The sequence below is a fragment of the Lutibacter sp. TH_r2 genome (assembly GCF_033101135.1).
GTDB lineage: Bacteria > Bacteroidota > Bacteroidia > Flavobacteriales > Flavobacteriaceae > Lutibacter.
In genome coordinates this window covers 307,181-326,507 of sequence record NZ_JAWMPV010000002.1, presented here as the reverse complement: position 1 = coordinate 326,507, position 19,327 = coordinate 307,181, and the positions used below count along the sequence as shown (strand labels likewise).

Genomic DNA, 19,327 nt, shown 5'->3' with positions numbered 1-19,327 from the left:
ATGAGTAAAAAGAAAAAATACCAAGCAAACGAATCTCGTTACCAAAAAATGAATTATCGTAGAACTGGAAATAGTGGACTATTATTACCTGAACTATCTCTAGGTTTATGGCATAATTTTGGAAAAAATGATGATTTTGACAATGCTAGAAATCTACTAAAATGTGCTTTTGACAACGGAATTACACATTTTGATTTAGCTAATAATTATGGACCACCTTACAGTTCAGCTGAAACTACTTTTGGAAAAATTTTAAAGAAAGATTTCAAAAAATATAGAGATGAATTAATAATTTCTTCAAAAGCTGGTTACGATATGTGGCCTGGACCTTATGGAGATTTAGGTTCTAAAAAATACTTGGTTTCAAGTTTAGACCAAAGTTTAAAACGTATGGGATTAGATTATGTAGATATTTTCTATCATCATAGACCCGATTACAATACTCCTTTAGAAGAAACTATGGGAGCACTTGATTTAATAGTAAGACAAGGAAAAGCACTATATGTTGGACTTTCAAATTACCAACCAGAAAGAGCTGCTGAAGCTTTTAAAATTTTAAAGGATTTAGGAACTCCATGCTTAATTCATCAACCTAGATATAGCTTATTAGATCGTTGGGTTGAGGATGGATTACTTGATTTGTTAGGAAATGAAGGTGTTGGTACAATCGCATTCTCACCATTAGGACAAGGAATGTTAACTGATAAATATTTAAATGGTTTTCCTAAAGATTCTAGAGCTGTAAAAGATGGACGTTATTTAAAAACTGAACAAATTAATGAGCAGTTAGATAAAATTAGAGCATTAAACAAAATTGCTAAAAACAGAAATCAAAATTTAGCTCAAATGGCAATTGCGTGGATTTTAAAAGATGAACGAATTACTTCTGTTCTAATTGGAGCTAGTAAAACTGAACAAATTTTAGATAGTTTAAAAGCAACTGAAAACACAAAATTCTCTAATGAAGAATTAGAGAAAATTGAAAATATTTTGAAATAAATAATTTGTTATTATTTTGAATGAAAAAATAACAATTCTGTTCTTATTTCTACGCAAATAAAAATCTATAGAATATTAGTAGAATTTCTGTTTTCACAGGGATACTAAAAAGCAAAAAGGGATTCCAATAAAATGGAATCCCTTTTCTATTATGCATTCGCCAGCCATAGCTTGTGCATCGTTTTTTATAAGCTGCTTAAACTAGCTTTTATTGTTTCTATTTTTGATAAAGCATCTGCTTCTTTTTTGCGTTCCATAGCTATTACTTGCTCTGGTGCATTGTTTACAAAACGCTCATTACTCAATTTCTTTTGAACAGATTTTAAGAAACCTTCGTTATATTTTAGTTCTTCTTCCAACTTTGCTTTTTCAGCTTCCACATCAATTGCATCACCCATTGGAATAAAATACTCGTTAGATTTTACTCTAAAACTCAACGCTCCATCTACTTTTTCTTCAACATAATTAAGTGATGACAAGTTACCTAATTTTTCAATAACTGCATCAAAATCGGTAGAAACTTTATCGTTATTCAATACAGAAAATTCAATCTGATCTTTAAACGAAATATTTTTATCTTTTCTAACAGTTCTAATTCCTGAAATTACTTCTGAAGCAACTTTAAAACCTTCAATTAAACTTTCGTTAACTTCAATGGCTTTAGGGTATTCGGCAATAATTAATGCTTCTTCTGAAGTTCTTTCAGTAATAGTTTGCCAAATTTCTTCAGTTAAGAAAGGCATAAACGGATGCAATATTTTTAAATTATCTTCTAAAAATGAAATAACTGCTTTGTAAGTTTTAGCATCTATTGGTTGTTGATAACCTGGTTTAACCATTTCCAAAAACCATGAAGAAAAATCGTCCCAAACTAATTTGTAAATACTCATTAAAGCTTCACTAATTCTGTATTGGTCAAAAGATTTTTCTAAATCTACTAATGTTTGTTGAAATTTAGCTTGATACCAATCAATAGCAATTTTAGCTGATTTTGGTTGTTCTATATCTTCAGAAACTTCCCATCCTTTAATTAATCGGAATGCATTCCATATTTTGTTAGAGAAATTACGACCTTGGGCACATAATTCTTCATCAAACAATAAATCGTTACCCGCAGCAGAACACAATAACATACCAACACGTACACCATCTGCACCATATTTCTCCATTAATTTAATTGGATCTGGAGAATTCCCTAACGATTTAGACATTTTTCTTCCTTTACTATCACGTACAATTCCTGTGAAATAAACATTTGTAAAAGGTTTCTCATTTCTAAATTCGTAACCAGCAAAAATCATACGAGCAACCCAAAAGAAAATAATATCTGGTCCAGTAACTAAATCGTTTGTTGGATAATAGTATTCAATTTCTTCATTATTTGGTTTTCTAATTCCGTCGAAAACAGATATTGGCCATAACCAAGAAGAGAACCAAGTATCTAAAGCATCAGGATCTTGTGTTAAATCTTCAACTTTAAACTCCTTCCCTACTTTTTCTGAAGCTAATTTTACAGCTTCCTCAATGGTTTCAGCAATTACATAATCTTCAACACCATCTCCATAGAAAAATGCAGGAATACGGTGTCCCCACCATAATTGACGAGAAATATTCCAATCTCTAATATTTGTTAACCAATGCTTATAAGTACTATTGTAATGTTTTGGAAAGAATTTTACTTCTTCATCTTCCAATACAGCTTTTAAAGCAGGCTCAACAATAGTATCCATTTTTAAGAACCATTGTGCCGAAATTTTAGGTTCAATAACTGCTTTTGTTCTTTCAGAAGTTCCAACTTTATGTAAATGCTGTTCAACTTTAACTAAACAACCTAATTCGTCTAATTCTTTTGTTATTTCCTTTTGAACAACAAACCTATCTTTTCCTTCATAATGTAAACCATTAGAATTTAAAGATGCATCATCATTAAAAATATCAATGACTTCAAGATTATGTTTTTCACCTAAAACTTTATCGTTTTGATCGTGTGCAGGTGTAACTTTTAAACAACCTGTACCAAATTCAAGATCTACATATTCATCTTCAATAATAGGAATCACTCTATTTACAATTGGTACAATTGCTTTTTTACCCTTTAAATGTGTAAAACGTTCATCAGTTGGATTGATACATATTGCAGTATCACCTAAAATTGTTTCAGGACGTGTAGTTGCAATTGTTAGCACATCATCACTACCTTCAATTTTATAATTTACATAGTAAAGATTTCCTTGTTTTTCTTCAAAAACAACTTCTTCATCAGATAATGTAGTTTTAGCTTCAGGATCCCAATTTACCATTCTATAACCACGGTAAATTAAACCTTTGTTATATAAATCTATAAAAACTTTAGAAACAGCTTCACTTAAATCAGCATCCATGGTAAACTTTGTACGTTCCCAATCGCAAGATGCTCCAAGCTTTTTAAGTTGTTCTAAAATAATTCCTCCGTGCTCATCAGTCCAATCCCAAGCGTGTTTTAAAAATTCATCACGCGTTAAATCTGCTTTGTTAATTCCTTGTTCTTTTAATTTAGCAACAACTTTAGCTTCTGTAGCAATAGATGCATGATCGGTTCCAGGAACCCAACAAGCATTTTTTCCTTTTAAACGAGCACGTCTAATTAATACATCTTGAATAGTATTATTTAGCATGTGTCCCATATGTAAAACTCCAGTTACATTTGGTGGTGGAATTACTATGGTATAAGGTTCTTTTTTATTTGGTATAGAATGAAAATAATTATTTTCCATCCAATATTTATACCACTTACCTTCTACTTCTTGAGGTGAATATTTTGTTGCTAAACTCATTTTTGGTCTAATATTTGTAATACAGTTTGCAAATGTACAATTATAAGCATTAACATAAAATATTTTGAAAGCATAAAAAAATAATTACCTTTACACTTTAAAATTTAAATTATGAAAAAAATAGTTACACTATTATTTATAGGTTTGTTAACATTCTCAATGAATGCTCAACAACAAGAAACTACTACTCCAGCAGATCCAAATGCAGCTGCATTTGAATTTGAAGCTGAAGTTATTGATTACGGAAAAGTTGAATTCAATGGTGATGGAGTTAGAAAATTTGTATTTAAAAATACTGGAAAATCTCCATTAGTTATTTCTAGAATTCAGTCTAGTTGTGGTTGTACGGTTCCAAAAAAACCTACTGAACCAATTTTACCTGGAGAAACTGGAGAAATTGAAGTAAAATACGCTACTAACAGAGCTGGTGGATTTTCTAAAATGATTACTGTTTATTCTAATGCTACTGAAAAAGTAAAACGCCTTAGAATTAAAGGGATTGTTGTAAAATCTGAATCTCCTGTAGATAAAAAGAAACCAATGGTTTCTTCTAAAGTATAATAAACTTTAAAATATATATAAAAAAGGCTTCCAAATTGGAAGCCTTTTTTATTCTAAAATATTTTTTAAATAGAATTGGAAAACGTGATGTTGTCCATTTCGTTCAACAGTAACTGATACTTTTTTCTTTCTTTTATAATAAAAATTAGAAAGCACTTCTTCAAAATCCATTGTGTGCACATACTTACCATTTACCTTTATTAATATATCATCTTTTAATAAACCCGCATCATAAGCTGGTGAACCTTCTAATATTTTAAAAATTCTATAAGATGGTTTAAACTTGTATTTATAGTTATAATCTATTACAACTTTGTTCCCTCCTTTTTGTTTATTTTCATAAGAAAAAGAAGAATTATCTCTTTCTTTTACTAAAATTTTTCCATTGTATACTAAATCAATACCACTCATATTATACCTAAAAGCTTCTTTAAAATGAGCGCCTTTTTTTAATGAAATTTTACTATTCTTATAATCAAAAGTTACAATAAACCTTTTAAGAATACTTCCTCCCATACTTCCATTTCGTTCTTTAAACTTTTTTGCAAAAGCAATTGAGATAGAATCTGGGTAAGATACTGTGGGATTTTTTATTTCAAATTTCCCAAAAATTAAAGCTTTAATTTTTGCTCTTTTTCCGTAAATTGCTCCACTTAAACCTTCGCCTAAAAAATCATCAAAATATTTTGTAGGACTTAAAATATCTGGATGACTATTTTCAAACAACCACATGGCATCACTTCCTCCTAAATCTATCAGTAACTTAACAGGTGTAATTTTAGCATTTGTTAACTTAACTTCAGCCTTTATAAATGGTTTATTTTGATAAAACTCTAAATCAAAAATTTCACACTTTTTACAGTTTGAATAATTATAAACACCACTTTTATAAAACGTTATTTTTTTTGAATTATAATTTATTTTTACTACAAAATTCTTTAATAACTTATAGCCAATAATTCCATGAATAGTTATACCTACTTTTGAAGATAAATCGAAATTATTATTAAAAATCACATACAACTTCTGACTATTACCAAGAATATTTTTAAGTTTAAAAACATTGCCTGTTGAAACAATAGCATCAACTGGCTCTTCACTTCCTAGACCTCTTAACTTTATGCTTTTTACATTTTTTAAATCAATTGAATCTTTTGTTTTAAGATTAAACAATATACTTTGATTTACACCAGAATCCAGTATAAAGTTTAATTCTTTCCCATTCACTTCAATAGGTAAAATTATTAAGTTACTTAACAATTTAAAATTAATAGTTTGCTTATCTAATCTATTTGGTAGTTTAAAACTTCCCTGTGCAGAAACAACACTATAATAAAATAGCGTAAATACAATAAAAGAAATGTATAATAATTTAGATTTCAAACTATTCAAATTTGGCTCTTTAAATTACAAAATAGCCGTTTGACTACCTAACTTTTACAATAATTTTAACCTTTAGTTACTAAATAATTACGTTATCTTGTTTTTTTTCGTCAATTTTGTAGGAGAATCAAATAGATATACTAATATGCCTAAAATTTCTAAAAAAGGTATTAAAATGCCTGAATCTCCAATACGTAAATTAGTTCCTTATGCTGAAAAAGCAATAAAAAGAGGAATTGAAGTTTTTCATTTAAATATTGGGCAGCCAGATATTAAAACTCCAGACTGCGCATTAGAGGCTGTTAAAAATAATACTATTGAAGTATTATCTTATACGCATTCTGAAGGTTCAGAAGAATATCGTGAAAAAATTGCAAATTATTACGTTAATAAAAATATTAATGTTACGGCTGAAGATATAATTGTTACTACTGGTGGTTCTGAAGCTTTATTATTTACTTTAGGAAGTGTTACTGATTTTGGTGATGAAATTATTATTCCTGAACCATTCTATGCTAATTACAACGGGTTTTCAATTTTTTCTGGTATTAAAATTATTCCTATAATTTCAAAAATAGAAAATAACTTTGAGTTACCTCCAATTGAAGAATTTGAAAAATTAATTACACCCAAAACAAAAGCAATATTAATTTGTAATCCTGGAAACCCAACAGGTTATTTATATTCAAAACAAGAAATTGAAAAACTCGCAGCTATTGTTAAAAAACATGATATATTTTTAATTGCTGATGAAGTTTATAGAGAGTTTGTGTATGATAATGCTCAACACCAATCTGTTTTATCTGGGTTTGGACTAGAAAATAACGCTATAATTGTTGATTCTGTATCAAAACGTTACAGTATGTGCGGCGCAAGAATTGGATGTATAGTTTCTAAAAATAAAGAAGTTATTACCACAGCTTTAAAATTTGCCCAAGCACGCTTAAGTCCTCCTACTTTTGCCCAAATAGCAAGTGAAGCTGCATTAGAAACTCCTCAAAGTTATTTTGATGAAGTAATTGTAGAATATAAAGACCGAAGAGATACTTTAATTAATGAACTTTCTAAAATTGAAGGTGTTAAAATAGCAAAACCAAAAGGTGCATTTTACTGTGTTGCTGAACTACCTATTGATAATGCTGACTCTTTTGCAAAATGGTTGTTGGAAGATTTTAGTTCAAACAACCAAACTGTTATGGTTGCACCTGCTGCAGGTTTTTACTCAACTGATGGCTACGGAACTAATCAAGTTAGAATTGCCTATGTTCTAAAAAAAGAAAACCTAATTAGATCGGTTGAAATTTTAAAAGAAGCTATTCAAAAATACAACACATTATAATTGAAAATACAAGAAAATATATCGCTTAAAAATTACAATACATTTGGCATAGATACTATTGCTAAACGTTTTGTTATAGTATCTACTTTAACAGAACTTCAAAACCTAATAAAAACAGAAAAAGACTTATTTTTAATTGGTGGAGGTAGCAATATGTTACTCACCAAAAATATTGACAAACTTGTTGTTCTATTAAATTTAAAAGGAATAATTGTTAATGACACCAAAAAAGACGAGGTTTTTGTTACCGCTGAAGCTGGTGAAAATTGGCACGATTTTGTACAATGGTGTATTTCTCAAAATTATGGTGGTTTAGAAAACTTATCGCTAATTCCTGGAAATGTTGGCACCTCTCCTATTCAAAATATTGGTGCGTATGGCGTTGAAATTAAAGATACTTTTCAGCAATTAGAAGCAATTGAAATTGAAACTGGAGCACTGAAAATTTTTACTAAAAACCAATGTAATTTTGGGTATAGAAATTCTGTTTTTAAAAATGAATTAAAAGGTAAATACATTATTGTTAATGTGACTTTTAAATTAACAAAAAACAATCATAATTTCAATATTTCTTACGGAGCTATTAAAGAATTTTTAAAAAATAGTACGCATCCAACTCTACAAGAAATAGCTAAAGCTGTAATTTCCATTAGAGAAAGTAAACTTCCTGATCCAAAAATAATTGGAAATAGCGGTAGTTTTTTTAAGAATCCCGTAATTTTAATAAGTGAATTTCAAAAACTTCAAGAAAAATATCCTGAAATACCACATTATATTGTTTCTAATACTGAAGTAAAAATTCCAGCTGGTTGGTTAATTGAAAAAAGTGGTTTTAAAGGAGAACGTTTTGGAGAAACTGGTGTTCATGAAAAACAAGCTTTAGTACTTGTTAATTATGGCAATGCTACTGGTAAAGAAGTCTATGAATTAGCACAAAAAATTCAGGAAACAATAAAATCAATCTTTAATATTGATTTAGAAATAGAAGTAAATATCATATAAACACCGTTTTAAAATGAGAAAAATATTTGTAATAATAGCCATATCTATTTTCCTAATCAGTTGTGAGGAAACTAAAGAAAATAGCTCAATAAATCCTGAAAACTGGTTAAAACGCACTGTAAATTTAAAAGGTAAAGACTCTCTAGAATATGGAAAATCATATCTTTCTGTTTACTCTCAAATCTACAGTAAAACCCAACACAGAACACACAATTTAACGGTTATGGTTAGCATGAGAAATACAAGCGATTTAGATTCAATTTACATTCTAAAAGCAGAATATTACGATACTCATGGAAAATCTTTACGTACATATTTTGAAAACCCTATATTTTTAGCTCCAATGGAAACCACAGAAATAATTATTGATGAAATTGATGTATCTGGTGGTACAGGCTCTAACTTTATATTTGAATGGAAAACACCACAAAACTGTCCTGAACCTTTATTTGAAGGTGTTATGAGTTCAACAATGGGGCAACAAGGCTTATCTTTCACAACACATGCTAAACGAATTAAATAGAACTTTGTAAATAATAACGTTTACTTATCAATACTTTTTTTTAAGTAAAAGGGATTAATTAATTTTTACTCAAACTTAATAGCTTTTGCTGGGCTAATTTTTGAGACAATAATTGAAGGAATAATAAGCATTAATAAACAAAGTAATAAAGTTCCAATATTCAACAATAAAATATATACAATATTAAATGCAATTGGCACAGTATCTACGTAATATGTTTCTGGGTTTAAATTTATAATCTCAAATTTATATTGAATAAATAAAATTATAAATCCTATTAGATTTCCCCAAAACAATCCTTTTAAAATTAGGTAACCAGCATTGTATAAAAACACTTTTCGAATACTTAAGTTATTACTTCCTAATGCTTTTAAAATACCAATCATTTGAGTTCTTTCTAATATTAAAACCAATAAAGCAGTAACCATATTAATTCCAGAAACTAAAATCATAATAGCAATAATTAAGTAAATATTATTATCAAAAAGATTAATCCATTCAAAAATTGCAGGATATTTTTCTAAAATACTAATGCTATTCAATGTTGAAGAAGTTTGCAAGTAAATTTCATCGCTTTTAGATTCAATTTCATTAAAATCATTTAAAATAACTTCAAAACCTCCAACCTGATTGGCTTCCCATCTATTCATTTTTTGAATATGACGAATATCTGCAATTACAAAATTTTCATCAAAATCTTGAAATCCAGAATTGTAAATCCCAACAATAGTTACAACTCTTAACCAAGGTGGTTTATTTGTATCTTTTTTTACAAATAAAATATTGCAAGTATCACCTAAATTCAATTGCATTCTATTTGCTATTTCTTTCGAAATTAAAACCTCATTCGATACTTCTTCAGAATAATTTGGTAATACACCTTCAACTAAATAATCTTTAAAAAAGCTCCAATTATAATCGCTTGCAACACCTTTAAATATAATACCTTCAAAATCGGATGCTGTTCTAATTATACCTGCTTTTGTAGCGTATACTTGAATATTATTTATACCAGAAACTGTGCTGAATTCTGGATAAAAATCTTGTTCTGTAGAAACAGGTTCTAGTGTAATTTCAGAATTGTTATTATCAAAATTAGTTATTTGAACATGACCGTTAAATCCTGATAGTTTTTCTCTAATTTTTTGCTGTAAACCAAAGCCAGTTGCTAAAGAAATCATCATAATTGTAATACCCAAAGCAATGGCAATAATTGCAATTTTTATTATTGGCGATGAAATACTACTTTTATAGCGCTTTGACGCTATAATTCGTTTGGCAATAAATAACTCGTAATTCAATTAAAATGATTTATAAACTGTTCAAAAATACATATTTCTTATTGGTTTTAATATGTTTTAGTTTGAATTCTTGCAAACAATCTAAAACTCCAACTATTGCTTCACAATTACCTTTAATTCCTAAAAAAATTGAGACCGCAGCAAATCAAACCGATAGCTATTTAAAACTTCTTAAAAATAAAAATAGTGCAGTTGTAGCCAATCAAACAAGTGTAATTTTTAAAAAAAATGGAAATTATATACATTTAGTCGATTCTCTTTTGAAGTTAAATGTTAAAGTAAAAAAAGTGTTTTCACCTGAACATGGTTTTAGAGGAAAAGCGGATGCGGCTGAAAAAGTAGCTGATGGAATTGATATTAAAACAGGTTTACCAATTATTTCATTATACGGAAAAAATAAAAAACCTACTGCTGAAAATTTACAAGAAATTGATATCGTTTTATTTGATATTCAAGATGTTGGCGTTCGATTTTATACCTACATTTCTACGTTACATTATGTAATGGAGGCTTGTGCCGAAAATAATATTCCTGTAATAGTTTTAGATAGACCAAATCCAAACGGACATTATATTGATGGGCCAACTTTAAATTTGGAATATAAAAGTTTTGTTGGCATGCACCCTATTCCATTAGTTTATGGAATGACTATTGGAGAATATGCACAAATGATTAATGGAGAAAACTGGTTGAAAAATAATGTAAAATGTGATTTAACAGTAATTCCTTTAAAAAATTATGCTCATTCTAGTGACTATAATTTACCTATTAGACCTTCACCTAATTTACCAAATAATATTTCAATTAATTTATATCCAAGTTTAGGTTTTTTTGAAGGAACTACTATAAATGCTGGGCGTGGAACTGAAAATCAGTTTCAACAATATGGTGCTCCTTTTTTTCCGAACAGTGAATTTAGCTATACTCCACAACCAAATTTTGGTTCAAAATATCCAAAACATAAAAATAAATTGTGCTTTGGAGTGAATTTAAAAAATAGTCAAAAATTAGACTCTATAAATATTGGTTGGTTAGTAGATGCGTATTCTAAAACACCAAAAACAGAAAAGTTTTTTGGAAATACATTTACTATTCATGCTGGTGATACCATTTTAGAATATCAACTAAAAAATAAAATATCACCTAAAAAAATTAGAGCATCTTGGCAACCAAAAATTGAAACATTCAAAAAAATTAGAAAAAAGTATTTAATTTACAACTAAATAATCAGTATTTTTTTTTGATACTGTTGTGCATTTTGCTTGAACGTTAAAATATAAATACCAGGTTGTACAGGAACATTTAAACTTTCTCCAGTAAAACTTTTCTGAAAAAACACCTTATTACCAGAAAAACTATAAACAGTTATTTCTTCTAATGTAACATATTTAGTAAATTTTAATATTCCATTTTCCACAGGGTTTTTCACATTAAATTCAGATGCTTCAATTAACTCAACACTTAAATTAGATTCACAAGAAGATGAAAGAGAATTTTCGTCCTCTATTATTGATAATTTACGTTTTTCTATAGATGAAAAACCATCGTAATCAATAGGATACCTTTCTGCTCTAAAAATTGCATTACTAATTGGATCTTCTGCTTGGTTGTATATTCTAGATCCAGAAGGATTTTTATAGACCCATAAAATATCGCCATTTTTATTAATTTCAGTTATTTGCCCTTTTGATGTTTCGCAAAATATAAAATTTCCATTAGGTAAAGATTGAGCTCCTGATTTATTACTTTGATAAACTACTTCTCCAAAAACTGAACCGCTCCAACTCCAATTAAATTCATTAGGCAAAAAAATACTTTTCTCTTTTTTATAAGAATTATTGTCAATTTCAGGAACTATTAAATGAATAGAACTAAAAATTTCAGTTCCATTTCCACCATTGTTAAACACAGAAATTTTTCCTTCATCTAAATAGCCTTCTTCCACCCATTTAGCATCGTGTTGTAAAAACAATTTTTGATCTTTAGTATCTCCTTGTTGATAAACTTTAGGATTTCCCCACCTCCATAATATATCGCCTCCTCTATTGTAAGTTCCTCCTGTGCTTCCTTTTGCTTCACTTGTAGTTGTGCTGTGATCTATTATATATATTTCATTTAAATTTCTAGCTGAAATTAATATTTGATCTAATTCTTTATTATAATCAATTGCATTACCGTGTATAAAATCCGATATACTTAATTCATCGTCGTAATAATTTATATCAATCAATTGAGAATTTTCTGAAACATTTCCATAATTAAATTTAGTTTTATCATAATCTTGAATTATATGATCAATAAATTTCCACTCCCAAACTATATTTGCATCATTTGATCCAAGTGGTTCAATTTCAACAATTTTCTCTAATTTAAAATCATTATCATCTAAATTTTTAGGGTTTCTACCATATTCAGCCATTGCAGAACTTGTATATAAATCTTTAACCAGACATAATATGTTGCCATTTGGCAATGGTTCTATGTCATGGTGCTGATTACCTATAGTACTCATATCATAAGACCAAATAATATTATTATCCCAATCTCTAATTTCTATTGATTTTTTACCTGCTCTAAGTAAATTCCCATTTTCTAGGAAATAACAAGTAGATCCGGGAGTTTCATCAAACTCCCATGAGTTAACTAAATAACCACAATTATTAACTAAATAAACACTATTATTTCCCCCTGGAGTAAATAACACATAACCATCTGAAACTCCTTCATTATACAATCTTAAGCCTAAAGTTGTATTTTGAGCAATTAAAAATTGACATAAATTCAATCCTATTATTAATAAAATAGTAAGTTTAATATTATTTTTCATTATATATTTTAAAGCATCAAAATTAAAAAAATAATGTAACTATACAGTCTGTTATTATGAATGATTTTAAAACTTTTAAAACCGAACGGTTAGTGCTTAAACCAATGCAAATTGAAGATGCAGCATTTTTATTAGAACTGCTAAATACTCCCAAATGGATTAAACATATAGGAGATAGAAATGTACACACAATTAAAGAAGCTGAAGAATACATTAAAATTAAAATGTTTCCTCAATTAAAAGAACTTGGCTATGGAAACTATTTAATAGTTAGAAAAGCTGACAATTCCAAAATTGGAACGTGTGGATTATACAACCGTGAAGGTATTGAAGGTATAGATATAGGTTTTGCGTTTTTACCACAATTTGAAAAACATGGCTATGGTTTTGAAGCTGCTCAAAAAATAGTAGACGTTGGTTTTAATGAATTTAATATTTCTCAAATTTCTGCAATTACAACAAAAGAGAATATTGATTCTCAAAAACTAATAGAAAAACTTGGATTAAAATTTGAGAAAATTATTAATATACCTAATGATCCCGAAGACTTACGTTATTATAGTTTACAACGGTAATTTCTTTTTCAACTCTTCTATAATACTATAAACAGCAGGACAAACTTCTGTATTTTTAAGTGTTAAATCTGTTAATTGAATAAATTTACGTCTATTCGTATGCGGATATTCTTTACACGCCTTTGGTCTAACATCGTAAATAAAACACATATTATCATTTAAATCTAAAAACGGACAAGGAGCGCTTTTCAAAACATAATAATCATCTTCATCTACTTGTAAATATTGATCTACAAACTGATATTCCTTCATTTTTAAATGCTTTGCAATACGTTTAATATCAACATCTGTAAATATAGGACTTGTTGTTTTACAGCAATTTCCACACGCTAAACAATCTGTTTTTTCAAATTCTTTATCGTGTAAATCTTGCATAATTAAATCAAGATTTTTAGGCGTTCTTTTCTTTAGTTTTTGAAAATACTTTTTAGATTCTGCTAATTTCTCTTTTGAAAGTTCTGGTAATTCCTGCAAACGTTTTTCCATAGTGCAAATATATAATGTTATTATTTTGAAGAACTACTAAATTTATTATTAAATTCGTTTCACAAAAATATTTTAAAATGAAATTCTTCAAATCGCTCATTCTTTTTTTTGTTGTAAGTTTAACATTTGCGCAAACAAAAGAACAACTTCAACATTTAGATACTTACTTTCAAAAATCACTTAACGAATGGCAAATTCCAGGAATGGCAATTGCAATTGTAACTAAAGATTCTATAATTTTTAGTAAAGGTTATGGATTTTCAAATATTGAAAAAAAACAAAAGGTTGATGGAAACACTTTGTTTGCCGTAGCATCAAACTCAAAAGCATTTACAGCAACTTCTTTAGCTAAATTGGTAGAAGAAGGAAAACTAAATTGGACTGATAAAGTTGTTGATTATTTACCATACTATAAAATGTATAATGATTATGTAACTAATAATATGACCGTTGAAGATTTATTATGTCATAGAAACGGATTGGTAACTTTTAGTGGTGATCTATTATGGTACGGAACTACCAAAACACCTGAAGAAATTATTGCTTCGCAACAATATTTAAAGCCAAAATATGAATTTAGATCTACCTATGGCTATTCAAACATTTCATTTTTAGCTGCAGGAAAAATTGTAGAAAAATTAAGTGGTAAAACTTGGCAAAATTATGTTTCAGAAAACTTTTTAAAACCATTGCAAATGAGTAGAACTTTAACTTCTACTTCTCAATTAAATACAACAAAAAATGTGGCTACACCTTATTATTTTGAAAACGGACAAAACAATATTGTTGAATGGGTAAATTGGGACAATATTGCGCCTGCTGGCGCATTAATTTCTTCAGTTAATGATTTTTCAAAATGGTTACAATTAAATTTAAATGAAGGTAAATTAAATAATAATCCCATTTTTTCAGAAAAAAGTTATCGAAAAATGACTACACCGCATATCAATAATCAAGTTAGAAAAAATGATGAAAAAGTTAATTTTAAAGGTTATGGTTTAGGTTGGAGTCTACAAGATTATCAAGGTTATAAAATTATTGGTCACGGTGGTGGTTATGATGGAATGATATCAAAATCGTTTTTTATTCCGGAAAAAGGCATTGGTGTAGTAATTCTAACCAACAGTATTAACTGGTTACCAAGTGCTATTGGAAACAAAATTATGGATGTTATTTTAACAAATAATTTAGAAGGAAAAGATTGGTCTGCTGATTATCTAGGTTATAAGAAAAAACAAGACGAAGATAGCATAAAAAAATATGTTGAAATTGAAGAAGAAAGAGGTAAACAAAACTCAAATCATTTAGATTATTCAGAATATATTGGTATCTACAAAGATAAAATGTATGGTACAATAACCGTTTCAGTAAAAAATGAAAAGCTTCATTTTAAAATGGATAATACACCTATTTTTTATGCTAATTTAGAGCATTGGAATCATCATATTTTCACCTTTGATTTTCCCAAAAATTTAAGCTCACTTCCTGAAGGAAAATTATGGTTTGATTTAAATAAAAAAGGAAAAGTCTCAAAATTACACATAGATGTTCCAAACCCAGATTTTTATTTCACTGAATTTGATTTTGTAAAACAGTAATAATCAGTATGAATTTATTATTTTTGCACCTCTTAAATTTTACCACTTAAATAACAATGCAAAACATTTTAGAAAAAGCCGTTAAAGAAGGATTCAAACAAATTTACGATGCAACTATTGAAAACGTTGAGTTTCAAGCAACACGTAAAGATTTTGATGGAGATATAACTATTGTTGTATTTGCTTTTTTACGCCACGTTAAAGGAAATCCTGTTGAAATAGGTACAAAAATTGGTGAATATTTAAAAGAAAATGTTGCCGAAGTTGCAGATTTTAATGTTGTAAAAGGTTTTTTAAACCTAGTAATTGCTGATGTTTATTACGCTAATAGCTTTAAAAACATAAATGCTTCAAGCAATTATGGAATTATTGAAGCAAAAGATGGTGAAAAAGCTGTAATGGTTGAATACTCTTCACCAAACACTAACAAACCTTTGCATTTAGGTCATATTAGAAATAACTTATTAGGTTATTCTGTTGCTGAAATTATAAAAGCTTCAGGTAAAAAAGTGTATAAAACACAAATTATAAACGACCGTGGTATACATATTTGTAAAAGTATGTTGGCTTGGCAACGTTTTGGAAATAATGAAACTCCTGAAAGTACAGGCTTAAAAGGCGATAAATTAGTTGGGAACTACTATGTTGCCTTTGATAAAGCTTACAAAGAAGAAATTGCACAATTAATTTCTGAAGGTAAAACAGAAGACGAAGCTAAAAAACAAGCGCCAATATTGTTAGAAGCTCAAGCAATGTTACTAAAATGGGAAGCTGGAGATGAAGAAGTTGTAACACTTTGGAAAACTATGAACGAGTGGGTTTACAAAGGTTTTGACCAAACGTATAAAGAACTTGGTGTAGATTTTGATAAAAACTATTACGAAAGTAATACCTACCTTTTAGGAAAAGACGTTGTTGCAAAAGGTTTAGAAAAAGGTGTTTTCTTTAAAAAAGAAGATGGTTCTGTTTGGATAGATTTAAGTGCTGAAGGTTTAGACGAAAAAATAGTTTTACGTGCCGATGGAACTGCTGTTTATATGACACAAGATATTGGAACCGCTATTGAACGTTTTAAAGATTATGATTTAAACGAATTGGTTTACACCGTTGGTAACGAACAAGATTATCACTTTAAAGTGTTGTTTTTAATCTTATCTAAATTAGGATACGATTGGGCTAAAAATATGTACCATCTTTCTTATGGAATGGTAGATTTACCAAGTGGTAAAATGAAATCGAGAGAAGGTACTGTTGTAGATGCAGATGATTTAATGTTTGAGATGACAAACACTGCTAGAACTATTTCTCAAGAATTAGGAAAACTAGATGGATACTCTGAAGAAGAAAAAGAAACGCTTTACAAAACCATTGGTTTAGGCGCTTTAAAATATTATATTCTAAAAGTAGATCCAAAAAAACGAATCTTATTCAACCCAGAAGAATCAGTAGATTTTAACGGTAATACAGGACCGTTTATACAATATACATACGCTAGAATTCAATCAATTTTACGTAAAGCAGATTTTAATTATTCAACTGAAGTTAAAGTTTCACTTCATTCTAAAGAAAAAGAATTAATTAAAATAATGGAATTGTTTCCAGAAACCATTCAAAATGCAGCATTAAATCACAGCCCAGCACTAATTGCTAATTACACATATGATTTGGTAAAACAATACAACTCATTTTACCAAACTGTACCAATTTTAGGTTGTGATGTTGAAAATGAAATGATATTTAGAGTTCAGCTTTCTAAAAAAGTTGGCGAAATAATAAAAGATGCTTTTAAACTTCTAGGAATTAATGTTCCTGAAAGAATGTAAAAAAATCGAAAATATAAAGAATTAGTCATTGAGCAGAATCTAAATAGCATATTGTTAAAGATTAAAACAATCTTAACTAAATTGACTAAATTTTTAAAATAAAAAAGTTAAATTTGCGCTTAATAGCCAACCAAAACCAAAAGAAATATGAAATACAACGTAATAATTATAGGTAGTGGTCCAGGAGGATACGTTACAGCCATTAGAGCATCGCAATTAGGATTTAAAGTTGCCGTTGTTGAAAGAGAAAATTTAGGTGGAATTTGCTTAAACTGGGGTTGTATACCTACAAAAGCATTGTTAAAAAGTGCTCAAGTTTACGATTATTTAAAACACGTTGATGAATACGGTTTAAAAGCAGAAGCAATTGATAAAGATTTTGAAGCAGTTGTTAAACGTAGCCGTGGTGTTGCAGAAGGAATGAGCAAAGGTGTTCAATTTTTAATGAAGAAAAACAAAATTGATGTTATTGACGGTTTTGGTAAAATAAAAACTGGTAAAAAAGTTGATGTAACTGATGCAAATGGAAAAGTAACAGAATATAGTGCAGACCATATTATTATTGCTACTGGTGCTCGTTCAAGAGAATTACCAAATTTACCTCAAGATGGTAAAAAAGTAATTGGTTACCGCCAAGCTATGACTCTTCCAAAACAACCTAAAAAAATGATTGTTGTTGGTTCTGGTGCTATTGGTGTTGAATTTGCACATTTTTATAACTCAATGGGAACTGATGTTACTATTGTAGAGTTTATGCCAAATGTAGTTCCTGTTGAAGATATTGACGTATCTAAACAATTTGAACGTGCATTAAAAAAATCTGGAATTAAAGTAATGACAAATTCTTCTGTAGAATCTGTCGATACTTCTGGTAAAGGTGTAAAAGCTGTTGTAAAAACAAAAAAAGGAGAAGAAATTTTAGAAGCTGATATTGTTTTATCTGCTGTTGGAATTAAATCTAATATTGAAAACATTGGTTTAGAAGATGTTGGAATAATAGTAGACAGAGATAAAATATTAGTAAACGATTTTTATCAAACTAACATTCCTGGTTATTACGCAATTGGAGATGTTGTTCCTGGTCAAGCTTTAGCTCACGTAGCTTCTGCTGAAGGAATTACTTGTGTTGAAAAAATTGCAGGTTTACATACAGAAAAAATAGACTATGGAAATGTTCCAGGTTGTACATATGCTACTCCAGAAATTGCAAGCGTTGGTTTAACTGAAGCAAAAGCAATTGAAGCTGGATACGAAATTAAAGTTGGTAAATTCCCATTCTCTGCTTCTGGAAAAGCAAAAGCAGCTGGTACTCCAGATGGTTTTGTAAAAGTAATTTTTGATGCTAAATATGGAGAATGGCTAGGTTGCCATATGATTGGTGCAGGTGTAACTGATATGATTGCTGAAGCTGTTTTAGGTAGAAAATTAGAAACTACTGGACATGAAGTTTTAAAAGCAATTCACCCTCACCCTACCATGAGTGAAGCTGTTATGGAAGCTGTTGCTGCTGCTTACGGCGAAGTAATTCACTTATAAAATACAATAAACACATATTAAAAGCTCAAACGTAAAGGTTTGGGCTTTTTTTTAATAATACCAATAGTATAATTTAAAAGGTTTAATTAAATAATTAACTTTACAATTCATAATAACAAACCATGGGAATCTTCAATAAACTATTTAATAAAAAAAACAAAGAAGTTGTAAATACTTCAGATATTATTAAAGATATAGACTATAAAGAAGGAACTTTATTTGCCCAAAACGATACCAACAAAATCTATATAGATATTGAAGAATTAGGTGGATTTCCGTACTTAAAAACAGTATTAATTGGAGATACAAAAGTGAATATTAAACGTAAAGGTTGTTCCATTAGTTTTATTTTAAATAATGAAGAAATACTATTAGATTCTGATAATACCACTGTTGAATCTAACCAAATTAATAAATCAGGAGTACACTACACTCCTATTGATTTTGAATTAGATGAAGAACAAGCTAAAAAAATTCAATCTCATAAAGTAACTGAAGTTAAATACACTTTTAAAAATACCATTTTAACCTTTAAAACTGTTTAATTTTAATTTAATTAGT

At 28.7% G+C, this 19,327-nt stretch carries 16 protein-coding genes; 11 read left to right on the top strand and 5 right to left on the bottom strand.

Annotated features, from left to right (window positions below; all coding sequences use genetic code 11):
• Positions 1-999 carry an L-glyceraldehyde 3-phosphate reductase gene (mgrA, locus tag R3X25_RS08815; RefSeq protein WP_317673936.1) on the top strand — a complete coding sequence of 333 codons (999 nt, stop codon included), beginning with the start codon at positions 1-3 and terminating at the stop codon, positions 997-999.
• A gap of 185 nt (positions 1,000-1,184) precedes the next feature.
• Here mgrA and R3X25_RS08810 read toward each other — a convergent pair whose 3' ends face one another.
• Positions 1,185-3,812: a valine--tRNA ligase gene (locus tag R3X25_RS08810; protein WP_317673934.1), complete on the bottom strand. Its 2,628-nt coding sequence runs from the start codon at positions 3,810-3,812 to the stop codon at positions 1,185-1,187.
• 111 nt (positions 3,813-3,923) lie between these two features.
• On the opposite strand from R3X25_RS08810, the gene R3X25_RS08805 reads away from it, so the two are divergent.
• Positions 3,924-4,373 carry a DUF1573 domain-containing protein gene (locus R3X25_RS08805; protein ID WP_317673932.1) on the top strand — a complete coding sequence of 150 codons (450 nt, stop codon included), beginning with the start codon at positions 3,924-3,926 and terminating at the stop codon, positions 4,371-4,373.
• A 48-nt stretch (positions 4,374-4,421) separates the two neighbouring features.
• Here the strand turns inward: R3X25_RS08805 and R3X25_RS08800 are convergent, their stop codons facing one another.
• A complete protein-coding gene (locus R3X25_RS08800; RefSeq protein ID WP_317673930.1) occupies positions 4,422-5,756 on the bottom strand; it encodes an aspartyl protease family protein in 1,335 nt (444 codons plus the stop codon).
• A gap of 145 nt (positions 5,757-5,901) precedes the next feature.
• Between R3X25_RS08800 and R3X25_RS08795 the strand changes: the two genes are divergently transcribed.
• From R3X25_RS08795 to R3X25_RS08785, 3 genes are read left to right on the top strand one after another with little or no spacing between them, the layout of a single operon-like run.
• Positions 5,902-7,095 (top strand): pyridoxal phosphate-dependent aminotransferase, encoded by a 1,194-nt coding sequence (locus R3X25_RS08795; RefSeq protein WP_317673928.1) that lies wholly within the window; start codon positions 5,902-5,904, stop codon positions 7,093-7,095.
• Positions 7,096-8,097, top strand: a complete 1,002-nt coding sequence (murB, locus tag R3X25_RS08790) for a UDP-N-acetylmuramate dehydrogenase (protein WP_317673926.1) — start codon at positions 7,096-7,098, stop codon at positions 8,095-8,097. It abuts the gene before it with no gap.
• A gap of 13 nt (positions 8,098-8,110) precedes the next feature.
• On the top strand, positions 8,111-8,620 hold the full coding sequence (locus tag R3X25_RS08785; RefSeq protein WP_317673924.1) for a DUF3124 domain-containing protein: 510 nt from the start codon (positions 8,111-8,113) through the stop codon (positions 8,618-8,620).
• Between the two features lie 65 nt (positions 8,621-8,685).
• Here R3X25_RS08785 and R3X25_RS08780 read toward each other — a convergent pair whose 3' ends face one another.
• Entirely contained in the window at positions 8,686-9,921 is a 1,236-nt protein-coding gene (locus R3X25_RS08780) for an ABC transporter permease (protein ID WP_317673922.1), read from the bottom strand.
• Between the two features lie 5 nt (positions 9,922-9,926).
• On the opposite strand from R3X25_RS08780, the gene R3X25_RS08775 reads away from it, so the two are divergent.
• Positions 9,927-11,144 (top strand): DUF1343 domain-containing protein, encoded by a 1,218-nt coding sequence (locus tag R3X25_RS08775; protein WP_317673920.1) that lies wholly within the window; start codon positions 9,927-9,929, stop codon positions 11,142-11,144.
• Here R3X25_RS08775 and R3X25_RS08770 read toward each other — a convergent pair.
• On the bottom strand, positions 11,141-12,748 hold the full coding sequence (locus tag R3X25_RS08770) for an arylsulfotransferase family protein (protein ID WP_317673918.1): 1,608 nt from the start codon (positions 12,746-12,748) through the stop codon (positions 11,141-11,143). The genes R3X25_RS08775 and R3X25_RS08770 overlap by 4 nt on opposite strands.
• 56 nt (positions 12,749-12,804) lie before the next feature.
• Between R3X25_RS08770 and R3X25_RS08765 the strand changes: the two genes are divergently transcribed.
• Positions 12,805-13,323: a GNAT family N-acetyltransferase gene (locus R3X25_RS08765; RefSeq protein ID WP_317673916.1), complete on the top strand. Its 519-nt coding sequence runs from the start codon at positions 12,805-12,807 to the stop codon at positions 13,321-13,323.
• On the opposite strand, the gene R3X25_RS08760 is transcribed toward R3X25_RS08765, so the two are convergent.
• Complete coding sequence (locus tag R3X25_RS08760) at positions 13,312-13,809, bottom strand: YkgJ family cysteine cluster protein (RefSeq protein WP_317673914.1); 498 nt, start codon at positions 13,807-13,809, stop codon at positions 13,312-13,314. The genes R3X25_RS08765 and R3X25_RS08760 overlap by 12 nt on opposite strands.
• 77 nt (positions 13,810-13,886) lie before the next feature.
• Here R3X25_RS08760 and R3X25_RS08755 point away from each other — a divergent pair, with 77 nt between their 5' ends.
• The 4 genes from R3X25_RS08755 to R3X25_RS08740 all read left to right on the top strand — a co-directional run bounded on the left by R3X25_RS08755 (position 13,887) and on the right by R3X25_RS08740 (position 19,311).
• Entirely contained in the window at positions 13,887-15,407 is a 1,521-nt protein-coding gene (locus R3X25_RS08755; protein WP_317673912.1) for a serine hydrolase, read from the top strand.
• Between the two features lie 56 nt (positions 15,408-15,463).
• On the top strand, positions 15,464-17,230 hold the full coding sequence (gene argS, locus R3X25_RS08750) for an arginine--tRNA ligase (RefSeq protein WP_411556573.1): 1,767 nt from the start codon (positions 15,464-15,466) through the stop codon (positions 17,228-17,230).
• A gap of 147 nt (positions 17,231-17,377) precedes the next feature.
• Positions 17,378-18,766, top strand: coding sequence for a dihydrolipoyl dehydrogenase (gene lpdA, locus R3X25_RS08745; RefSeq protein WP_317673910.1), 1,389 nt, complete (start codon positions 17,378-17,380; stop codon positions 18,764-18,766).
• Between the two features lie 122 nt (positions 18,767-18,888).
• Complete coding sequence (locus R3X25_RS08740; protein WP_317673908.1) at positions 18,889-19,311, top strand: hypothetical protein; 423 nt, start codon at positions 18,889-18,891, stop codon at positions 19,309-19,311.
• Positions 19,312-19,327: the final 16 nt, after the last annotated feature.